Origin of the sequence: Hymenobacter elongatus, assembly GCF_004745955.1 — a bacterium.
GTDB lineage: Bacteria > Bacteroidota > Bacteroidia > Cytophagales > Hymenobacteraceae > Hymenobacter > Hymenobacter elongatus.
Window position 1 is genome coordinate 20,250 of record NZ_SRLD01000046.1, and the last position, 17,363, is coordinate 37,612.

The 17,363-nt window shown below is 60.4% G+C and carries 17 protein-coding genes and 1 pseudogene; 9 read left to right on the forward strand and 9 right to left on the reverse strand.

Annotation, left to right across the window (positions count from 1 at the left end):
* The first annotated feature begins 25 nt into the window (after positions 1–25).
* The 7 genes from E5J99_RS18285 to E5J99_RS18315 all read left to right on the forward strand — a co-directional run bounded on the left by E5J99_RS18285 (position 26) and on the right by E5J99_RS18315 (position 7,511).
* Positions 26–871, forward strand: coding sequence for an energy transducer TonB (locus tag E5J99_RS18285; protein ID WP_135499263.1), 846 nt, complete (start codon positions 26–28; stop codon positions 869–871).
* An 83-nt stretch (positions 872–954) separates the two neighbouring features.
* Positions 955–1,692, forward strand: a complete 738-nt coding sequence (locus E5J99_RS18290; protein ID WP_135499264.1) for an energy transducer TonB — start codon at positions 955–957, stop codon at positions 1,690–1,692.
* Between the two features lie 164 nt (positions 1,693–1,856).
* The gene (locus tag E5J99_RS18295; RefSeq protein ID WP_135499265.1) at positions 1,857–2,741 is read left to right on the forward strand and encodes a DUF5694 domain-containing protein; all 885 of its coding nucleotides are present in this window, start codon (positions 1,857–1,859) and stop codon (positions 2,739–2,741) included.
* Positions 2,742–2,874: 133 nt separating this feature from the next.
* Positions 2,875–3,636 (forward strand): energy transducer TonB, encoded by a 762-nt coding sequence (locus E5J99_RS18300; RefSeq protein WP_135499266.1) that lies wholly within the window; start codon positions 2,875–2,877, stop codon positions 3,634–3,636.
* A gap of 23 nt (positions 3,637–3,659) precedes the next feature.
* On the forward strand, positions 3,660–4,625 hold the full coding sequence (locus tag E5J99_RS18305; protein ID WP_135499267.1) for an LIC11966 family surface protein: 966 nt from the start codon (positions 3,660–3,662) through the stop codon (positions 4,623–4,625).
* A 150-nt stretch (positions 4,626–4,775) separates the two neighbouring features.
* Positions 4,776–6,233: an Asp-tRNA(Asn)/Glu-tRNA(Gln) amidotransferase subunit GatB gene (gene gatB / locus E5J99_RS18310; RefSeq protein WP_135499268.1), complete on the forward strand. Its 1,458-nt coding sequence runs from the start codon at positions 4,776–4,778 to the stop codon at positions 6,231–6,233.
* A gap of 147 nt (positions 6,234–6,380) precedes the next feature.
* Positions 6,381–7,511, forward strand: coding sequence for a TlpA disulfide reductase family protein (locus E5J99_RS18315; protein WP_167852209.1), 1,131 nt, complete (start codon positions 6,381–6,383; stop codon positions 7,509–7,511).
* 329 nt (positions 7,512–7,840) lie between these two features.
* On the opposite strand, the gene E5J99_RS18320 is transcribed toward E5J99_RS18315, so the two are convergent.
* The 7 genes from E5J99_RS18320 to E5J99_RS18345 all read right to left on the reverse strand — a co-directional run bounded on the left by E5J99_RS18320 (position 7,841) and on the right by E5J99_RS18345 (position 14,074).
* On the reverse strand, positions 7,841–8,680 hold the full coding sequence (locus E5J99_RS18320) for a hypothetical protein (protein ID WP_135499270.1): 840 nt from the start codon (positions 8,678–8,680) through the stop codon (positions 7,841–7,843).
* Between the two features lie 100 nt (positions 8,681–8,780).
* Entirely contained in the window at positions 8,781–9,299 is a 519-nt protein-coding gene (locus E5J99_RS18325) for an acyl-CoA thioesterase (protein WP_135499271.1), read from the reverse strand.
* A gap of 175 nt (positions 9,300–9,474) precedes the next feature.
* On the reverse strand, positions 9,475–11,652 hold the full coding sequence (locus E5J99_RS18330; RefSeq protein WP_135499272.1) for a M43 family zinc metalloprotease: 2,178 nt from the start codon (positions 11,650–11,652) through the stop codon (positions 9,475–9,477).
* 295 nt (positions 11,653–11,947) lie between these two features.
* Entirely contained in the window at positions 11,948–12,598 is a 651-nt protein-coding gene (locus tag E5J99_RS18335) for a sensor histidine kinase (protein ID WP_135499273.1), read from the reverse strand.
* Between the two features lie 32 nt (positions 12,599–12,630).
* On the reverse strand, positions 12,631–13,032 hold the full coding sequence (locus E5J99_RS18340) for a PAS domain-containing protein (protein WP_135499274.1): 402 nt from the start codon (positions 13,030–13,032) through the stop codon (positions 12,631–12,633).
* A gap of 40 nt (positions 13,033–13,072) precedes the next feature.
* Complete coding sequence (locus tag E5J99_RS21400; protein WP_167852210.1) at positions 13,073–13,243, reverse strand: hypothetical protein; 171 nt, start codon at positions 13,241–13,243, stop codon at positions 13,073–13,075.
* A gap of 177 nt (positions 13,244–13,420) precedes the next feature.
* Entirely contained in the window at positions 13,421–14,074 is a 654-nt protein-coding gene (locus E5J99_RS18345) for a protein-L-isoaspartate(D-aspartate) O-methyltransferase (RefSeq protein WP_135499275.1), read from the reverse strand.
* A gap of 169 nt (positions 14,075–14,243) precedes the next feature.
* Here E5J99_RS18345 and E5J99_RS18350 point away from each other — a divergent pair, with 169 nt between their 5' ends.
* Complete coding sequence (locus E5J99_RS18350) at positions 14,244–15,662, forward strand: sugar transferase (RefSeq protein WP_245319088.1); 1,419 nt, start codon at positions 14,244–14,246, stop codon at positions 15,660–15,662.
* Positions 15,663–15,761: 99 nt separating this feature from the next.
* Positions 15,762–16,352 carry a riboflavin synthase gene (locus E5J99_RS18355; protein ID WP_135499276.1) on the forward strand — a complete coding sequence of 197 codons (591 nt, stop codon included), beginning with the start codon at positions 15,762–15,764 and terminating at the stop codon, positions 16,350–16,352.
* A gap of 440 nt (positions 16,353–16,792) precedes the next feature.
* Here the strand turns inward: E5J99_RS18355 and E5J99_RS21405 are convergent, their stop codons facing one another.
* Positions 16,793–16,963, reverse strand: a complete 171-nt coding sequence (locus E5J99_RS21405) for an IS3 family transposase (RefSeq protein WP_262713049.1) — start codon at positions 16,961–16,963, stop codon at positions 16,793–16,795.
* Between the two features lie 182 nt (positions 16,964–17,145).
* Positions 17,146–17,363, reverse strand: a pseudogene (locus E5J99_RS18365) (IS630-like element ISMth1 family transposase); the annotation flags it as partial.

The window sequence follows — 17,363 nt, forward strand, 5'->3', positions numbered from 1 at the left end:
GCATTTGTCTTATAAATAGTTGATTATGAAAATATTGCTGGTTGCAGTCGGTCTGCTGCTGGGTTCTGCGGGCACGGTGCTCGGGCAGGCCGACCGTACTTATCCCTTTCGCACCGTAAGCTACCTGGGCGCTAACGGAAGCACGCTGCCCGGTCCCGACGGGGCAGCAAGCCGGGTAGAAAGAACGTTTCGCGACAGTTTGTCGGGCACGGTACGGGAATACAACGCGGCCGGGCAGATCCGAAAAATCACGCCTTACGCCGTGATGGACCAGGTGAAGCTCGGCCCGGCCACTACCTATTACGAAACGGGGCAGACGCACACGAAAGAAGACTTTGTGGGGGCTAAGCGCAACGGCGAGTTCGTGGTGTATTATACGGATGGCAAGGTCAAGCGGCGCGAGACGTACGTGGATGATGTGCGGCAAACTGGAATGTGCTATGCTCCGGATGGGAGCGTAGTGCCCTTTTATGAGTACGAGATAATGCCCCGCTTCAAGGGCGCTACTATGCTTGGGGGCAGCGGAACGCAAAAGGTGCGGGCTGCCCTGGCCAGCAACGTGCGCTACCCCGCCAGTGCGCTGATGAGCCAAGCGCAGGGCAAGGTATACGTTGCTTTCCTTGTAACGTCAACCGGTCAGGTAACCGATGTGCGGGTGCTGAAAGGCGTGAACGAAGCCCTGGACGCCGCGGCCGTAACGGCCGTGAAAAAGCTCTCAGGCTTCACCCCAGGCCAGCTGGATGGTAATCCGGTTGCCGCCTCGTTCACGATACCGGTCGAATTCAAGATCACCGAGGCTGCGCCGGAACCCTCCCCGCTACGGCACCGGGGCGGGCAGTATCCGGTCGGCAGCCCTTCGTTCCGAAATTAACGCGCTTTTCGGCGTTGTAGTCTGGTTATAAGCGCGTTGCTGGTCGTTTGGGGTATTGTGGGGTATTTGTTTTTATAGTTTCTATGAAGGTTCTCAGTGTTGTTGCCGGTCTGTTAGGCGTGGCGTTTTCGGCCCAAGCCCAGACCCTGAATGCCTACTTTAAAGCCCAGGGCAAAAACGATGACCTGGGCTTGGGGGCCGGGGTGCTGTTCCGGCCCGACACGATCAGAACTGCGGGTACGGCAGGCGGTACGGTGGTAAAGTATTTTCCTTCGGGAAAGAAATACGAGGAAATACCCTTCGCCAATCTGCGAAAGGGCGAAGTGCAGGGCACCCAGACGCGTTGGTTTGAAAGTGGGCAAGTGCAGGCTACCGAAGACTATACGGCCGGGAAGCGGCAGGGCCGGCTGCTGACGTTTTATGCCGATGGCACGGCCCGTCGTCGGGAGCAATACCAGAACGGCGTCAGTACCAAACAGGAGTGCCTGGCGGCCGATGGTAAGCCGGTATCCTGCGCCGATTACGTCGTGTTTCCGGAGTATCCGGGCGGCTTGATGACGCTCCTGACGCAGATTCAAACCAGCACGCGGTATCCCCGGCAGCAGATCCGGCAGGGCATTCAGGGCAAGGTGCTGGTCGATTTTATTATTGATAAGACGGGTGCCGTGACGAGCGCCCGCATAAAGCAGGGGCTCTCGGTGCCTCTGGACGAAGAGGCCTTGCGGGTCGTGAATAGTTTGAAGGGCTGGACGCCGGGCAGACTGGATGGTGAACCAGCGGATGTGTTGTTTACACTTCCCGTTACCTTCGCTATTCGCTGAGCAAAAACAGCCCGAAAAATCAGCGTATTTCGCCGCCAAACCGGCGCAAATCCTTGCTTATAAACGAGGCTCCAGTCCGTGGTCAGCCTGCAGCTACGTTCGGTTTTTGTGCGGGGAAGTCCCCGTACTAGCATCCTTTTAGTTGTATATTCTTCGCTTTCACTATGCTTTTATTTGCCAAAGGACTATTGCTTTTCGGGACCATCATTCGCTCCTTTACCAGCTTCGCCCAAACCCTGGCTGCTCCCGCTGCCAAAGCCGCTGCCTCCGCGCCGATAGAGGTGATGGTCGTTGGCTTCGACCACTTGCAGCAGCTCTATGATACAACGCCGGCCTCCGACGTGCTGACCGAAAAGCGCCAGCAGGAGCTGGTAGCGCTACAAAGCAGCCTGCTAAAATTCAAGCCCGATATCGTGATGGTAGAGGTCGATAGGGCAGACCAGGCGGAGGCGGATAGCTTGTACAGCTTATACAAGGCCGATAAATTAGCGACCCGCGAGCTGCGCCGGAGCGAGACTTTTCAGGTTGGCTTTGCGCTTGCCAAACGGGCCGGCCACGGCAAAGTATACGGCGTGGACGCCTACAGCGCCACGTCCCAGAGCATGCTCAATAACGGGCGCTATATTGAGCATTATCAGGCGGCATTGAGCGAAATGCAGGCATTGTCGCGCGGGGCGAAAAAGCAGTTTCAGGCCGGTGAGCTCACGGTGCCGCAATACATTCGCTTCCTCAACCAGCCCACCGTCATTGCCCTGCCCCAACGGGTGCTCTACAACGCCCCGGCCTACGTCGTCGATGGCCGGTTTCGGGAGCCTGACGCCAGCGTCGATACCACCCGCATCGACCAGAAGTATATTGGGGCCGAGTTTATCTCCCTGTTTTACAACCGAAACTTAAAAATCTATTCCAACATCCTGACCACGCAGCTGGAGCAGAAAAGTCAGCGCCTGCTGGTCGTAATCGGGCTGGCCCACGTGGGCGCGTTGCAGGATTTGCTGGCTCATAATCCCCGCTACAAAGTGGTGTCCGCTGCTAAATACCTGAAATAAATACGTCGAGCAGCCGGTCTGGCCTTTGGCCGGAAGCCCATATGGTGGGCCGTGGCTGCTGGTTGCCCAGCCCTCAAAGACCTTTTGCGCTACACATTTCCCATTTTTAGTGCCACTTAATTTTCACTGCTTTATGAAGTCGTTATGGTTGCTGATGAGTATGCTGGGGGCTGCCGGAGCAGGAGCGGCACAGAGCCCCGTGCCGGTGAAGGCTACTCTGTTTCACAACTATTGGTCGGAAGAGGTACCGCAGGCAGCGGCTGCCTACCGGGTGCAGCGGCTCGAAACCCCGGGCCAGGTGCGCCTCGACAGCGTCTTTGCCACCGCCTCCAATCGGCTGCTGCGCGTGAGCCGCACCCTCTGGCCGACTACGGGCAGTGACACGCTGACGACGACGATAACCACCCGCTGGCGGGCCAATGGGGCGCTGTTTGTTGTGCATTCGGAGCTGGGCAGCCAGTGGCACGGCACCTACAATTGCTTTGATGGAGCCGGCCGCCTGAAACGCACTACTGTGTATGAGCGGGGGCGTGAGCTGAGCAGCCAATGCTACGATGAAACGGGAACTGCCCGGCCGTGCACCGGGGCGGAGTATTCCGAGCAGATGCCCACGTTTCCGGGTGGTATGAATGGTATGCTTGCTTATCTGGGCCGGTCGATACGGTACCCGGCCGCCGCGCTGAAAACAGGCAAGCAGGGCAAAGTATTGGTGGAGTTCTACGTCACCGAAACGGGCGACATCCGGGATATTCGCCTGAAGCAGAGCGTGTCGGCCGCGCTGGATGCCGAAGCGCTGCGCGTAATTGAGGCCATGCCGCGCTGGGAGCCCGGCGTGCAGGACGGCGAGCGGGTGCCCGTGCGCTATACCGTGCCTATCACCTTTGCCATTCGCTGATTTTTTTACTATTCGTCTTTCCTATGCGCATCTCTACTGTGTTGCTGGTCAGCGCGCTGCTGGCTGGCGTTGGCACCGCTTCGGCCCAAACCTTCACCGACCCGGGAGCTTACAACAACTTCATCATCGGCGAGCAGCGGGCCATGCTCAAGAAAAACCTGCGCTACATCAGTAAATCGGCCCACTCCGACAACGAGAAGAAAATCGATGCTAAGCGCCTGGAGCTGGTGAAGCAAACGGAAGTGTCGCTCCAGAAGCTGGCCAGGCTGCCCGCGTTTCAGGACGACAAGGGCTTTAAGGACCAAACCACGGAAGCTTTCTACCAGCAGCTGAAAGTGTACTCCGAAGACTACAAAGCCGTGGATATGATGGCCGCTACCCGCACGGCCAGCGTGGAGAACATGGAGCACTACCTGCACGCCCAGGAACTAGCCGAAGCCAAGCTGCAAGCCGTCAACGACAGCGTGAACGTGGCCCAGGCCCGCTTTGCCAAGCGCCATAAGATGACGATGGGCGAAGACCCCGAGGGCAAGCGCCTGTCGGCGTATATGCGGCAGGTATCGGAAGTGAATACGTACCAGCACCAGGTGTTTTTGGCCCAGTTTCGCACCGAAAAAGCCATTGCGATGATTGCCGATGCCATGCGCCTGCAGAACGCGGCCGAATTTGAGGTGGCCCGCGTGCAGCTGCAAGCCGATACCAAGCTGGCCCTGGAGCAGCTGGCCATCGTGCCCGCATTTCGGGGCAAAGATGCCCAGTACCGCGACGCGGCCCGCAATTTGGTGAAGCTCTACAACAGCATGTGCACCGACCAATTTGTGAAGATGCAGGACCTGATGGAGCGCAAAGACCAGCTCACCAAGGCCGATGTAGACAGCTACAACAAGTGCATCAGCTTCTATAACACTCAGAATCAAAAGGCGGTAGAGGCCTACAACCGGGCCGGCAGCACGTTTATGGCTGCCTATGTGCCGGTCTTCAACGACTAAGGCCACCCGTGGCTACGCTTTAGCGGGTATAGCAAAACCGAGTCGGGAGCATTTCCGGCTCGGTTTTTTTGTCCGGTCGTAGCGGCGGATAGTTTTTATCTTGCACCCGCAAGGCGGCGCTACCCGCCCTAGCGGCTCATTTTGATTGATATGGACGAAGCAATAAAAGCCAAATACCAGCCCGTTATCGGGCTCGAAGTACACGCCCAGCTGCTCACGCAGAGCAAGATGTACTCCGCCGACGAGAATGAATACGGGGCCCTGCCCAATAACAACCTGAGCGTGATTACGCTGGGCCACCCCGGCACGCTGCCCAAGGTGAACCGCACGGCGGTGGAGTATGCCATGAAAATGGGCTTGGCCACTAACTGCCACATTACCCGCGACAACTTGTTTGCGCGCAAAAACTACTTTTACCCCGACCTGCCCAAGGGCTACCAGATAACCCAGGACAAAACCCCGATCTGCACGGCCGGCAGCGTCCCGATTCGGTTGGCCGACGGCACGACCAAGCATATTGGTGTCACGCGCATTCATATGGAGGAAGACGCGGGCAAAAGCATGCACCTGGCCGGCGAAGTGGAAACGCTGGTCGACCTGAACCGCGCTGGCGTACCCCTGATTGAAATCGTGAGTGAGCCCGACATCCGCGACGCCGACGAAGCCTACGCCTACCTGTCCGAAATCAAGAAGCTGGTGGTGTATCTGGGCGTCTGCGACGGCAACATGGAGGAAGGCTCCCTGCGCTGCGACGCCAACATTTCGGTGATGCTGCACGGGGCCGAGAAGTTCGGCACCAAGGTGGAAGTGAAGAATATGAACTCCTTCCGCAACGTGCAGCGGGCTATTGAGTACGAAATCGAGCGGCAGATTATGGTGCTCGAAGCTGGCGGCACGCTCGACAGCGAAACCCGCGGCTTCGACGCCACCACCGGCACCACCAATGGGCAGCGCAGCAAGGAAACGCTGAACGACTACCGCTACTTCCCCGAGCCCGACCTGCCGCCGCTCATCATCAGCGACGCCTGGCTGCACGAGGTGCAAGCGTCGCTGCCAGCGCTGCCCCAGCAACTCTACGCCCGCTTCACCGGCGAGCTGGGCCTCTCCGACTACGACGCCTCGGTACTCACCGATCAGAAGGAAGTGGCCTTGTTCTTCGACGAGCTGGCCCGCCTGACGCCCAATGCCAAGGCGGCCGCCAACTGGGTGCAGGGAGCCGTGAAGTCCTACCTGAACGAGCGGGCTCTGACCATGGCGGATTTCCCGCTGCGGCCCCAGCACCTGGCCGATATCATTCAACTTATTGATGAGAACAAGGTAGGCCACTCGGTAGCAGCCAAGCAGTTATTCCCGTTTCTGTTGGAAAACCCCGGCCAGACTGCCGCCGCCGCCGCCGAGGCGCAGGGCTTGTTGCAGCAGTCGGATGCCGGGGCGCTGGAGGCTATGATTCAGCAGGTGCTGGACGCCAACCCGGCCAAGGTGGAGGAATACCGGGCCGGTAAAAAGTCGTTGACGGGCATGTTTATGGGAGAGCTCATGAAGCTCACCGGCGGCAAAGCCGACCCCAAGCTGGCCAACCAGCTCCTGCGCCAGAAGCTCGACGCCTAGCGCTTATTTCCGGCATACCAACGGCCGGCCGCGGCGCGTTATGGAGCGGCCCGGCTGAACCAAACGGGCCGCATCTCGCTTGTTTTCACACGAGGCGGAGCGCCGAGCGTCCTCCGCTGGTAGCATACCTTTAGAATGATCGAAAAAATGAAAAGTATCCTTCTGGTGACCACCGTGCTGGGAATGGCCAATGCCTGTACGAAAGGCACCACCCCGACGACGGGAAGCGTGGCCCCGGGGGCCGGCTACCAGGTAAGTGGCCAGTTCACGAACGCGCCGGCCGGTACGAAAGTGTACTTGGCCGAGCTGGGCGAAACCCAGTTCGTGTCGCGCGATACGGCCACGACGGACGACCAGGGCCGGTTTACGCTCACGGGCACGGCCCCGGAAGCGGGCTTGTACCAGGTGAAGCTGAACGACGCCAACCAGGTGCTGGTGGCACTGAGCAATGGCAGCAACATTCAACTGTCGGGCGACGCCACCAAGCTCACCGACAACTACACGGTGAAAGGCTCCAAGGACTCGGAAGTGCTCCAGCAGCTTGGGCACAACATGCAGCAGTCGAAGCGGGATATGGCCACGCTGGAAACGCGCTACAACAACCAGAATGGTCGCGCCGACTCGATGAAGCTGATCGAAGCCAAATTCTACGCCACCCAGGCGCAGAATACGGGCGTCCTCAAGCAGCTTATCCGGCAAAACCCCAGCTCGGTGGTGTCGGCCTTCGCCGTGTCTAACCTGCTGAATCCGGAGGAGCAGTTTGCCTTCATCGACTCCATGTCGACGCAGTTCAAGCAAACGATGCCCGACTCGCGCTACACCAAGGCCCTGGCCGCCAAGCTCGACCCGCTGCGTGCCACGGCCGTAGGGTCGGCTGCTCCGGAAATCAGCCTGGCGGCGCCCGATGGCAAAACGGTGGCTCTGTCGTCGTTGCGCGGCAAATATGTATTAATCGACTTCTGGGCCTCGTGGTGCGGCCCCTGCCGCAAGGAAAACCCCAATGTGGTGCGGGCCTACAACAAGTTCAAAAGCAAAGGCTTCGAGATTTATAGCGTCTCGTTCGACCAGGATCGGGAGAAGTGGCTCAAAGCCATTAAGGCCGATGGCCTGACCTGGACGCACGTTTCGGACCTGCGGGGCTGGGAAAGCGCGGCCGGCCAGACCTACGGCGTGAAGTCGATTCCGCAGTCGATACTACTCGATCCGCAGGGCCGCATCGTGGCAAAAAACCTGCGGGGCGACGCGCTGGAAGCCAAGTTGACGGCCGTACTGAAGTAGGGCCGGAACTGGGTTTCCTTGCTGGCTGCTATCAGCAGTTTCGCCAAAGTCCGTAACGCACACAGCCCTTTACTGCCGCGGCGGTAAAGGGCTGTGTGCGTTACGGACTTTGTCAGGTAAAGCGGACAAAGTATACTACTCCGGTCCAGCTGAAAGTAAAGGAGAGCAACAAAGACCTTGGCCCGCGCAGTGACCCAGACGATGAGCAGAAAACCAGCTGGGGGCTGTAGACAGTTGGCAAAGAGCGTCATGCTTGATTTGGCGTCCGCCAGGTCGAGCATGACGTTCAAAAAGGCACGCTACTTCGCAAACGTTACTGTCCAAATGCTCTAGCTCAAAAACATGCGCTGCATGGCCTGCCACAGGAGCTTCTTGCGGCTGTTATCCTCCTCCAGCAGCTCGATTTCGGCGGCGGGCAGGTAGGCGGCATCCCCGACCAGCGTGACGGGCTCGTACAGCTGCGTGGTGCGGATGGCCAAGTCCAGCAGGTTCTTGCCGAAGCCTATAACCTGACGGGCGGCCAACCGTTGCCGTAGCGTAGCCAGTTCCACGGGCAGCGGCGACTCCACGTTAATCAGCACCACATCTTCCATCACCAGGCGAATGGCCTTGAGCAGGTTGTTGAGAAACAGGTTTCTGGGCAGGCGCTGGAAGCGTACCGCATCCATACGCACGATGATAACCAAGCCGTTAGCGTTGCTGCCCAACGTGGAGTAAGGCGTGGCGCTGAGCGGCGGAGCCGTACGGGCCGGTGGTGCCGGGGCAACCGGAGTGGGCGGTGCCGGCGGAGTGGGCAGCCGGGCTGGTGCTACCAGCGGCACTGCCGCAACTGGCACCGGGGCAGCGACCGGGCGCGGTGGCGGCACGTTCAGAGTTGCCAGCGACGGCAGCTTGTCTGGGCTGGGAGTGGGCACGGCTGGTGGCCGAACTGCCGCTACCAGTGGCACCGGCGCTGGTGGAACGGCAGTGGGCAGCGGTGCCGGTAGTACTGGGGGCGTACTCGCGGCACCGGGCGCTGCGGCCTCCGGTGCCGCCCGCGTAGCCTCGACAACCACTGCGTGCTGCGGAGTGGTGGCCTCCGCCAAGTCCTCCGCCTGCGGCTCGGGCACCACGTACAGGGACACGTTGGTGTAGAAATTCTGGAAAAATGCCAGCGACGCCTGTTCCATGCGGGGTGTGTTTGGGGTGGCTACGAATTGAGCGCTGCTGCTGCGTCAGGCGGAAGAAGCATGGTGCCGCCACTCGCCATGTACAACTGCTGCAGTCCGCTTAGTCCATTTCAAAAAGGGCTTTCAGCTCGCTGGCATCCTGGGGTTTCATGCGGCCGCCCAGCACGAGGCGCAGCTGCCGGCGGCGCAGGGCGCCGTCGTAGAGGCGGATTTCATCCTCCGTTTCGGCCACGGCTTCGGGCACGTCAATCGGGCGGCCCGACTGGTCGACGGCCACGAAAGTGAAAAATGCTTCGTTGGTTTTCATTTTCGTGCCGCTCGGAATATCCTCGGCCCACACGTCGATGTGCACTTCCATGGACGAGTTGAAGGCCCGCGTCACCTGGGCCTGCAGCGTCACGACGTTGCCCAGGGCGATACTGTCGCGGAAGGAAACGTTGTCGACGCTGGCCGTCACGACGATGCGGTTGGAGTGTTTCTGCGCCGAAATGGCCGCGGCAATGTCCATCAGGTGCATCATGCGGCCGCCCATCAGGTTGTGGAGCGTATTGGTGTCGTTGGGCAGCACCAACTCGGTCATAATCACGAAGGATTCTTTAACGGGCTTCTGTTTGCGCATCAGGAAGAGAGTTTTTGGAAAAGGCAACGGCCGCAAAGATACGCCAGGGCAAGCCGGAATGACGAATTGGCGGGAAGAATACCTGGCGATGCACTCCTCCATAGCGGAACACAAAAAATCCCCGGCGCACGAAACGCACCGGGGATTTTTTTGTGGGGACGAATCCTGGTAGAAGCTACTGCGCCAGCACCTTGGTCGTGTATGCCTGACCGTCAATCAGCAGGCGCACCACGTAGAGGCCCGGAGCCAGCGGGGGCTGGCCGGCCGGAGTCAGGGCAATATGCTGCTCCCCGGCTCCGTACACGCGGGCCTCGGTGGCCTCTACCTGCCGGCCCACTACATCCGTGACCAGCAGCTGTACCGACTTGGCGGCAGCCAACCGGAAATGAACAGCGGTGGCCGTAGTCAGCGGGTTGGGGTATATATAAACGCCGGCCTGGGCGGCCTCCAGCGTGGCGGTGGTGGTAGCCGAGCTAAGACGTAGGTTGTCGATAAACAAGGTGTTGCCCCCGTTGCTGATCATTTGCAGGCGCAGCTGGAAGCGGCTGGACTTGTACACCTCCGGAATCGAGACCGTCAGTGGTTGCCATTCGCTGAGAGAATCGGGGGCGAAGCCGCTGAAAAACTTGCTGCCTTTGGTATTGAGGGCCGTGGCGAAGTAAGCTGCTCCGGTGTTCCAGGTCACGCCGCAGTCGGAGCTGAACTGCACGCGGAGCTGGTCGGTGGCCGAAGCCGAGCGGCGGGCGTAGGCGCGGTCGAAGACCAGGCGCACCGGACCGCTGATGCCGCTAAGGTCGATGTTGGGAGACGTCAGATCGGTGCTGGTGCCCGCCGGCAGCACCGAGCTACGAATCTGGAGGAAGGCGGCACCATGGCTGGGCAGGGCGTTGGTCTGACGTTCCCAGCGGGCCAGCACCTGAGTCGAGGTCGAGGTCGACACCCAGTTGCGCAGATCGGGGGCGGGGAAGTTGGCCGGAAATCCTGCCGTTTCGAACGACTCCGCCAGCGGTGCCAGCACGCCCGTATTGGCACCCCGCACCTGAATAAGCTGTTGGCGGACGCTGCTGCCACTGCCGCCGGGCGTAGTAATGGTCAGCGTCACATCATATATGCCGCTGGTTGGGTAGGTAATCGTGGGCTGCCGCTGGGTGGAGCTGCTGGGTTGCCCGCCCGGAACCTGCCACAGATATTGCGTGGAGGCCGCCGCCACGTCGGCGTTGTACGACTGGTCGGAGAAGCTGATGCTGCCGCCCTCGCACACCACCGTGGAAGACGCTTGAAACGCCACCACCGGCGCGCACGGCACGGCCTGGTGGCCGTCGTTGGTGCCGGTGCTGGCCAGGTTGGCGGCCGAAACCAGCGTGCTGCGGCACGAGAGCAGTAACGAAGCCCGCATCACAGTTTTTTGCCCGGTGGTGAACATGCTGGCGCAGCTGGAATAATCCATGTAGTTCTGCACGTTGGCCAGCACGCCGCAGGCGCTGTTGGTGAGGGGGCAGCCCGAGCCACCCGAGGGGGCCCCAACGCCTACCGTGTTGGGCGTATCGGCAATGCCGTCGTCGATGCTGCAGTTGCTGGCCAGACCGGGCGTATTGGAGCCACCCCAGGTGTGCGGTAGCCCAAAGTAGTGTCCCACCTCGTGGGTGAGGGAGCGGACGCAGAAATTGCTGCCACACGAGCGTCCGATGCTCGCAAACTGGCCGTTGCGAATCACGATGCCATCGGCGGTGCCGCCAGAGCAGGGCAGGTAGGCATAGCCGCCGGCGCCGTTGGCCGCGTCGCACACCCAGATGTTGAGGTAGCGGTTCGAATCCCAGCCGATGAGGCTTTTCACCCGGTCGTCGCCGATGCTGGTTTGGGTGGAAAAGGTGCGGGTAATGCCCGTGGAGCAGTTGCCGCTGGGGTCGCGCTGGGCGAGCCGAAACCGGAAGCCCACCGTGGCATAGCGCGGCTGAAAGGCCGCAATAACGTCGGCCGTGTCGCGGTTCGCTTTGTTGAAGTCCTCGTTCAGAATGCGGATGGCATCCTGCACCTGGGCGTCGCTGATGTTATTGGCCCCGCCGGTATGAATAACGTGTACGACTACGGGCACCGTCACATCGGGCTGGGCCAGCAGGCGGGCCTGGTCGGAAGCCGAGAGGGCCGCGACCTGTAGCAGAAAGTTGCGGTAGTTGCGCTCCGAGCCGGGCGTGCGCCGAAACGCCTGCTGCTGGGCGCTGTCGAAAGCGCACCGAAATCCGTAGGCATGTTCGGGGTATTGGCGCGGCGGAGCTTGCGCCTGTTGGGCCATAGCGGGCGCGCTGCTGAGCGTGGGCAGGGCCAGCAGACAGAGATAGAGTAGGTTTTTTAGCATTTGAATGGAAAAAAGAAAGCAGTGAGCAGCTGGCGACCGGACGGCAATCGGCTGCTTTTATAATTGTTTTCAGTGAGCTACGGGCACGCCTCGGCACCTGCGCCTGTGAGGAGGAAAGGTAGCTGGTCTGAGCCACTTGTTCTGTCCTGGGTTCCGTTTGTGCCGGCTGGGTTGCCGTGGCACCCTTGCAGCACAGGCCGCTCTGCGAAAGGTCGGGATTCTGCCAAATAGTAACCGCGACCCTGTAGTGCCGCCGGGTCGAACTCAGCAGGCTCCACTGGTGGGAAAACCGGACTCAGATAGGGAAATAAAGAGAAAAGGTCGAGCCGATATTCTCCACCGTCTTCTTGACCATGTACAGGCCAATACCGGAGCCGTCGACGTGCGTGTGCAGCCGGCGGAACATCATGAACAGCTCCTTCTGCTGCGCCGCGCTCAGCCCCAGTCCGTTGTCCTGCACCGTAAGAACTGTGTGCTCAGCCTGCCGCCGGCAACTGACGCGGATATGCGGTTCCCGGTCGGGGTGACGGTATTTAAGCGCGTTGCTGAGCAGGTTATAGATAGCCGAGCGCAGATTCTTGGCCGAAAACGACACAGTAGAGCACGTGGCCACGTCGACGTCGACCCGTGCCCCGGTTTGCTGGATCAGGGGCCGCAAATCCAGCCGCACATCGTCCAGCACGTCTGCCAGGGGCACGTCGGTAGCTAGCTGGGCGTGTTCCTTCTGCAGCTTGGTCACGTCGCTCAGGTGCTCGATGGTGCGCTTAAAGCGCAGTACCGACTCGCGCATCATTGCCAGCACGGGGGCCATATCCGGGCCTGGCGGGCGGGCGGCCGGCAGTTGGTCCTGCAGCACGTGCAACAGTCCTTCAATATTGGTAATGGGCGCTTTCAGGTCGTGGGAGGCGGTATAGATGAAATTGTCCAGGTCCACGTTGGTGCGCACCAGCCGCTCGTTGGTGGCTAGCAGCTCCGCGTTCAGCCCCTGGGCCTGGTCGCGGGCGTGCGCAGCTTCCGGGTCAGGCGCTGCAACGCTTGCTCGGCCAGCTTCTGCTCGTGCACGTCGATGACCGTGCCCACCAGGCCCTCAAACTCGCCGCTGGCGCTGAAGCGCGGCATCCCCGTATCGATGGCCCAGCGGTAGTGGCCATCGGCGCGCCGGACGCGGTAGAGGCAGTGGAAAGGCGCTTGCCGGGCAGTAGAGTCCAGAAAAGCAGCTTTGGCCGCTTCCGCATCGTCGGGGTGCACCCTATCTACCCAGCCCATGCCCATCGCTTCGGCCTCGGTCTGGCCGGTGTAGTCGTACCATTGCTGGTTGAGGTAGGTGCAGAAGCCCGCCGGATCGGTCACCCAGATCATGGCCGGCACGCTGTCGGTCATCCATCAGGCGGAAGTACTGCTCACTCTCCAGCAGCGCCTGCTATGCGGCCGGGTTGAGGTGCACGTACGCCAAGTCGATAATAGCGCCCGTATCGGCTGCGTATACAGGTCGGAAGAGAATGACGCCCGTGAGCGACACGTCAATCAGGGTCTGCAATACGTCACTGGAATCAGAGTCGGGAGGAAGCAACGGAGCCGTATCTGCAGGCATAAACAAGCGCGAGGGAAGCGGAAAATCAACTCAAAACAGCTCATGGAATGCCGTAGCCAGGGCGGCCAGGGCAAGTGCGACGGGTGCTAGGAATTGAGGATACGGTTTACCGGCGTCTACCGATTGAATTTTTCCTGGCGCTTTTTCACTGAAAGTACCCTGGTGTATCCGGCTCCGTTATTTTGGCCAGCCCGCCTGGCCCAGCAGCGGCACGAAGCGGAATTCCTCGAACTCTTCGCGCACAAACTCCTCCTCGCTCTCCCGCACCACCCGCATCATGCGCTGGGTGTGCTCGTCGCCCACCGGAATCACGAGGGCCCCGCCCACGCGCAGCTGCCGCAGCAGGGTGCGCGGAATGGTAGGCGAGCCGGCCGTCACCAGAATCTTGTCGAACGGAGCCTGGGCGGGCAGGCCCACCGAGCCGTCGCCGCAGAACAGGTGGGCAGGCAGACCCAAGGCAGCCAGGCGTCGGCGGGTACTCTCAAAAAGCACCGTATTGTACTCGATACTAAACACCTGCGGCGCCAGCTGCAGCAGCACCGCGCACTGGTAGCCCGAGCCCGTCCCGATTTCCAGCACCCGGTCGGTGGGGGCCAGGCGCAGCAGCTGCGTCTGGTAGGCCACCGTGTAGGGCTGCGAAATCGTCTGGCCCTGCCCGATGGGAAAGGCTTTGTCCTGGTAGGCGTGCTGCTGAAAGCCGGGCTCGAAAAACAGATGGCGCGGCACCGTGGCCAGCGCCGTCAGCACCCGCTCGTCGCGGATGCCTTTGCGGCGCAGTTCTTCCACGAGGGAGCGGCGCAGGCCGCGGTGCCGGTAGCTGTCAGCGTGCATCGAATTGGGGTTGGGCCAGTGTCGGGAGTATGGGTTAATGCCCTACCTTTGCGCGGCACAGCGGGAGCAATAAGGCCCTTTCCGCGCCGCATCTGCCGCGAAACTACGGTATCGTGCCCACAAAACCCATTTGTTTGCCGGCCCCGGCCGGTCCGCTTTTCGTATTCCCTTGACTCGCACCTTTCAAAAGCTCAAGCTCATTGCTGCCGACTTCGTGGCAGCCCTGCTGGCCTGGATGTGTTTTTTTCTGCTGCGGAAATACCTGCTCAGCGAGATAAACGCCGGGTACCGCTTCACCGGTGGTGAGCTGTTTACCCTCACCGGCTCGGCCCTGATGATTGCCCTGTTCTGGGCGGGCCTCTACACCCTGATTGGGGAATACCGCGACATTTTTCGCAAGTCCCGCCTGGCCGAGATTATCCGCCTGGCTCGTATTTCCATTCTGGGGGCGCTGGTTATCTTCTTCGCGCTGCTGCTCGACGACCAGGGGGTGAGTTCGTACCGGCTTTACTATAAGACGATTACGGCGTATTTTCTGCTGCACTTCTTTATCACGGCCGTGCTGCGCACCTGGGCAATTACCACCGTGCAGCGGCTGGTGCGGGGAGGCGTTATTTCCTTCAATACGCTGTTGGTGGGCTCCAATATTCTGGCCCGCGAAACCTACCACGAACTGGCCCGCACCGGCAAGCACCTGGGGCTGAAGCTGGTCGGTTTTGCGCCCGTCGGCGACACGGTGGACGCGGAGCTGGCGGCCGAATTGCCCGCCCACGGCTCCTACACGCGTCTGCCCGCCCTGATTCGGGCCCTCAAGATTGAGCAGGTCATCATTGCCATCGAGCCCAGTGAGCACCTCATGATTCAGGAGATTCTGGCGCTGCTGGAAGGCACGCCGGCCCGCGTAAGCATCCTGCCCGACCTGTACCAGATGCTGTTGGGCTCGGTGAAAGTTAACCACCTGTTTGGTACGCCGCTCATCGAAATCAAGCACGACCTGCTGCCGCCCTGGCAGGAAGTGACCAAGCGCGGCCTGGATATTTTCGGGTCGGCGCTGTTTCTGGTGCTGGCCTGGCCCGTGTATGCGTTTACGGCCGTAATGGTGCGGCTCTCGTCGTCGGGGCCCATTTTTTACGCCCAGGAGCGCATCGGTAAGAATGCGCAGCCCTTTCGCATCTACAAGTTTCGCTCGATGTACGTGGATGCCGAAAAGCAGGGCCCGGCCCTGTCCTCCGATTTCGATCCGCGCATTACCCCTTGGGGCCGCTTTATGCGCAAGGTGCGCCTCGACGAGCTGCCCCAGTTCTGGAACGTGGTGAAGGGCGACATGAGCCTGGTGGGCCCGCGGCCCGAGCGCCGGTTCTACATCGACCAGATCGTGAAAGTAGCCCCCCACTACCGCCACCTGCACCGCGTCCGGCCCGGTATCACTAGTCTGGGCCAGGTGAAGTACGGCTACGCCGAAACCGTAGCGCAGATGGTGGAACGCCTGAAATTCGATATTCTCTACATCGAGAATATGAGCCTGGCCATGGATTTTCGGGTGATGCTGTACACGCTGAAAATCATCGTGGAAGGCCGGGGCAAGTAAGCATCTCGCCGCGGCTTCATTCGTTGGGCGGGGCTGCGGAAAAAGCAAAACGCGGGGTAAGCGGTTGAAACGGCTACCTCCTTCTCCTTACCTGAAACCATGTTCACCGGAATCGTAGAAACCCTCGGCACTATTACGGCCGTGCACACCCAAGGCTCGAACCGGCATTTCACCGTTGCCAGCCCCTTTGCGGCCGAGCTGCAGATCGACCAGAGCGTGGCCCACGACGGCGTGTGCCTGACCGTGGTAGCCCTCGACGCGGCGGCGGGCACGCACGTCGTGACGGCCATTGATGAGACGCTGCAAAAGACCAATCTGGGCCGCTGGGCCGCCGGCCGCCAAGTGAATCTGGAGCGCTGCCTGGCCGCCAATGGCCGCTTCGACGGCCACATCGTGCAGGGCCACGTCGATTTGACGGCCGTGTGTGAAAGTGTCGCCGACCAGAACGGCAGCTGGCTCTACCGCTTCCGCCATGAGCCCGGCCCCAGCCGCGTGACGGTCGAAAAAGGCTCTATCTGCATCAACGGCACCAGCCTGACCTGCTTCGACAGCACCGACGACAGCTTCGCGGTGGCCATCATTCCCTACACCTACGAGCACACCACCTTTCAGCACCTGCGCCCCGGCGACTTGGTCAACCTGGAGTTTGATATCGTGGGGAAGTACGTGGCGAAGATGCTGGGTAGGTAGGGGGGCTTTTCTTGCCTGATCGGTTGGCAAGCGACACGAACGGCTATTGAAAAGTAGGATTTGAATAAATTCGAAATACTTTTGTGCCACTACCCAAACGCACTGTTTGGCGCTGCTCTGCTTACACACTTCTTACAACTTCTGGTTTCTATTCCAAAACGTCTCACGACAGTTTTGTCGCTGTAGCTTCGCCGGCTCAGTTAATAGAGTATACACCCTTAAGCTCAAGTAGTAAGCACCATGAAGTTAGCATACCTATCTTACCGAGCAGCCCTGTTTGCGCTGTCAGCCATTGCTTTTCAGAGCTGTACGCCTCCCATAGAGGAATTGCCGGTTCCCGCTCCGGTAACTACCGAATTGACTGTTGAACAGGCTCAACAGTGGTACGAAACAGCCACTTCACTAGGTACTGGGGTGGTCCAGTAAAAACGGATAGTGAGCTACGATAGGGTGGGTTTGAGGTCCTGTTCAAATTGGTGGGGCAAGCGGTAGCCGAGGGCGTAGTGGCGGCGGTCGAGGTTAAAGTAGGTATCGAGGTAGCAGGCGACTTCCAAATGGGCTTCTTCCAGCGAGGCAAAAGGACCGCCGCCGGGTAACAGTTCGGTTTTCAGGGTGCTCCAGCCGGCTTCGGCCTAGGCGTTATCGTAGGGGTTGCCCGGCCGGATGAAGCTGGGTACGGCGCCCACTTGGTCGATGCGGATGCGGCATGGCTACCCCGGTCGACGTGAAGTATCAAGCACGGGGCGGGCTGACGCAGGGGCAATGCCTATTCCAAGGCCATCAACACTAGTGCTTAGTCAGGAGAGTTTTTTGAACAAACCTTTTGGTAGTGGCGGGTGAGTTTCTCCCGCGCCTTATCGAGCGAGAATTGCCAGTTGACTGTTGCTCGCCGGGCGTTGCGTTCCGCCACACAGGCCTCAACGTGCGCGCTCAGTTCGTCCTGCGTGGGAATGCGCTGGTGCAGGCACTGGCGGGCAATGGCCGAGAGTTCGAGTTCGACCATGTTCAGCC

Bases quoted from the DNA above. Each gene is read 5' to 3' on its own strand.
- E5J99_RS18285 (WP_135499263.1), top strand. From the start codon at position 26: ATGAAAATATTGCTGGTTGCAGTCGGTCTGCTGCTGGGTTCTGCGGGC.
- E5J99_RS18290 (WP_135499264.1), top strand. From the start codon at position 955: ATGAAGGTTCTCAGTGTTGTTGCCGGTCTGTTAGGCGTGGCGTTTTCG.
- E5J99_RS18295 (WP_135499265.1), top strand. From the start codon at position 1,857: ATGCTTTTATTTGCCAAAGGACTATTGCTTTTCGGGACCATCATTCGC.
- E5J99_RS18300 (WP_135499266.1), top strand. From the start codon at position 2,875: ATGAAGTCGTTATGGTTGCTGATGAGTATGCTGGGGGCTGCCGGAGCA.
- E5J99_RS18305 (WP_135499267.1), top strand. From the start codon at position 3,660: ATGCGCATCTCTACTGTGTTGCTGGTCAGCGCGCTGCTGGCTGGCGTT.
- gatB (WP_135499268.1), top strand. From the start codon at position 4,776: ATGGACGAAGCAATAAAAGCCAAATACCAGCCCGTTATCGGGCTCGAA.
- E5J99_RS18315 (WP_167852209.1), top strand. From the start codon at position 6,381: ATGAAAAGTATCCTTCTGGTGACCACCGTGCTGGGAATGGCCAATGCC.
- E5J99_RS18320 (WP_135499270.1), bottom strand. From the start codon at position 8,680: ATGGAACAGGCGTCGCTGGCATTTTTCCAGAATTTCTACACCAACGTG.
- E5J99_RS18325 (WP_135499271.1), bottom strand. From the start codon at position 9,299: ATGCGCAAACAGAAGCCCGTTAAAGAATCCTTCGTGATTATGACCGAG.
- E5J99_RS18330 (WP_135499272.1), bottom strand. From the start codon at position 11,652: ATGCTAAAAAACCTACTCTATCTCTGTCTGCTGGCCCTGCCCACGCTC.
- E5J99_RS18340 (WP_135499274.1), bottom strand. From the start codon at position 13,032: ATGACCGACAGCGTGCCGGCCATGATCTGGGTGACCGATCCGGCGGGC.
- E5J99_RS21400 (WP_167852210.1), bottom strand. From the start codon at position 13,243: ATGCCTGCAGATACGGCTCCGTTGCTTCCTCCCGACTCTGATTCCAGT.
- E5J99_RS18345 (WP_135499275.1), bottom strand. From the start codon at position 14,074: ATGCACGCTGACAGCTACCGGCACCGCGGCCTGCGCCGCTCCCTCGTG.
- E5J99_RS18355 (WP_135499276.1), top strand. From the start codon at position 15,762: ATGTTCACCGGAATCGTAGAAACCCTCGGCACTATTACGGCCGTGCAC.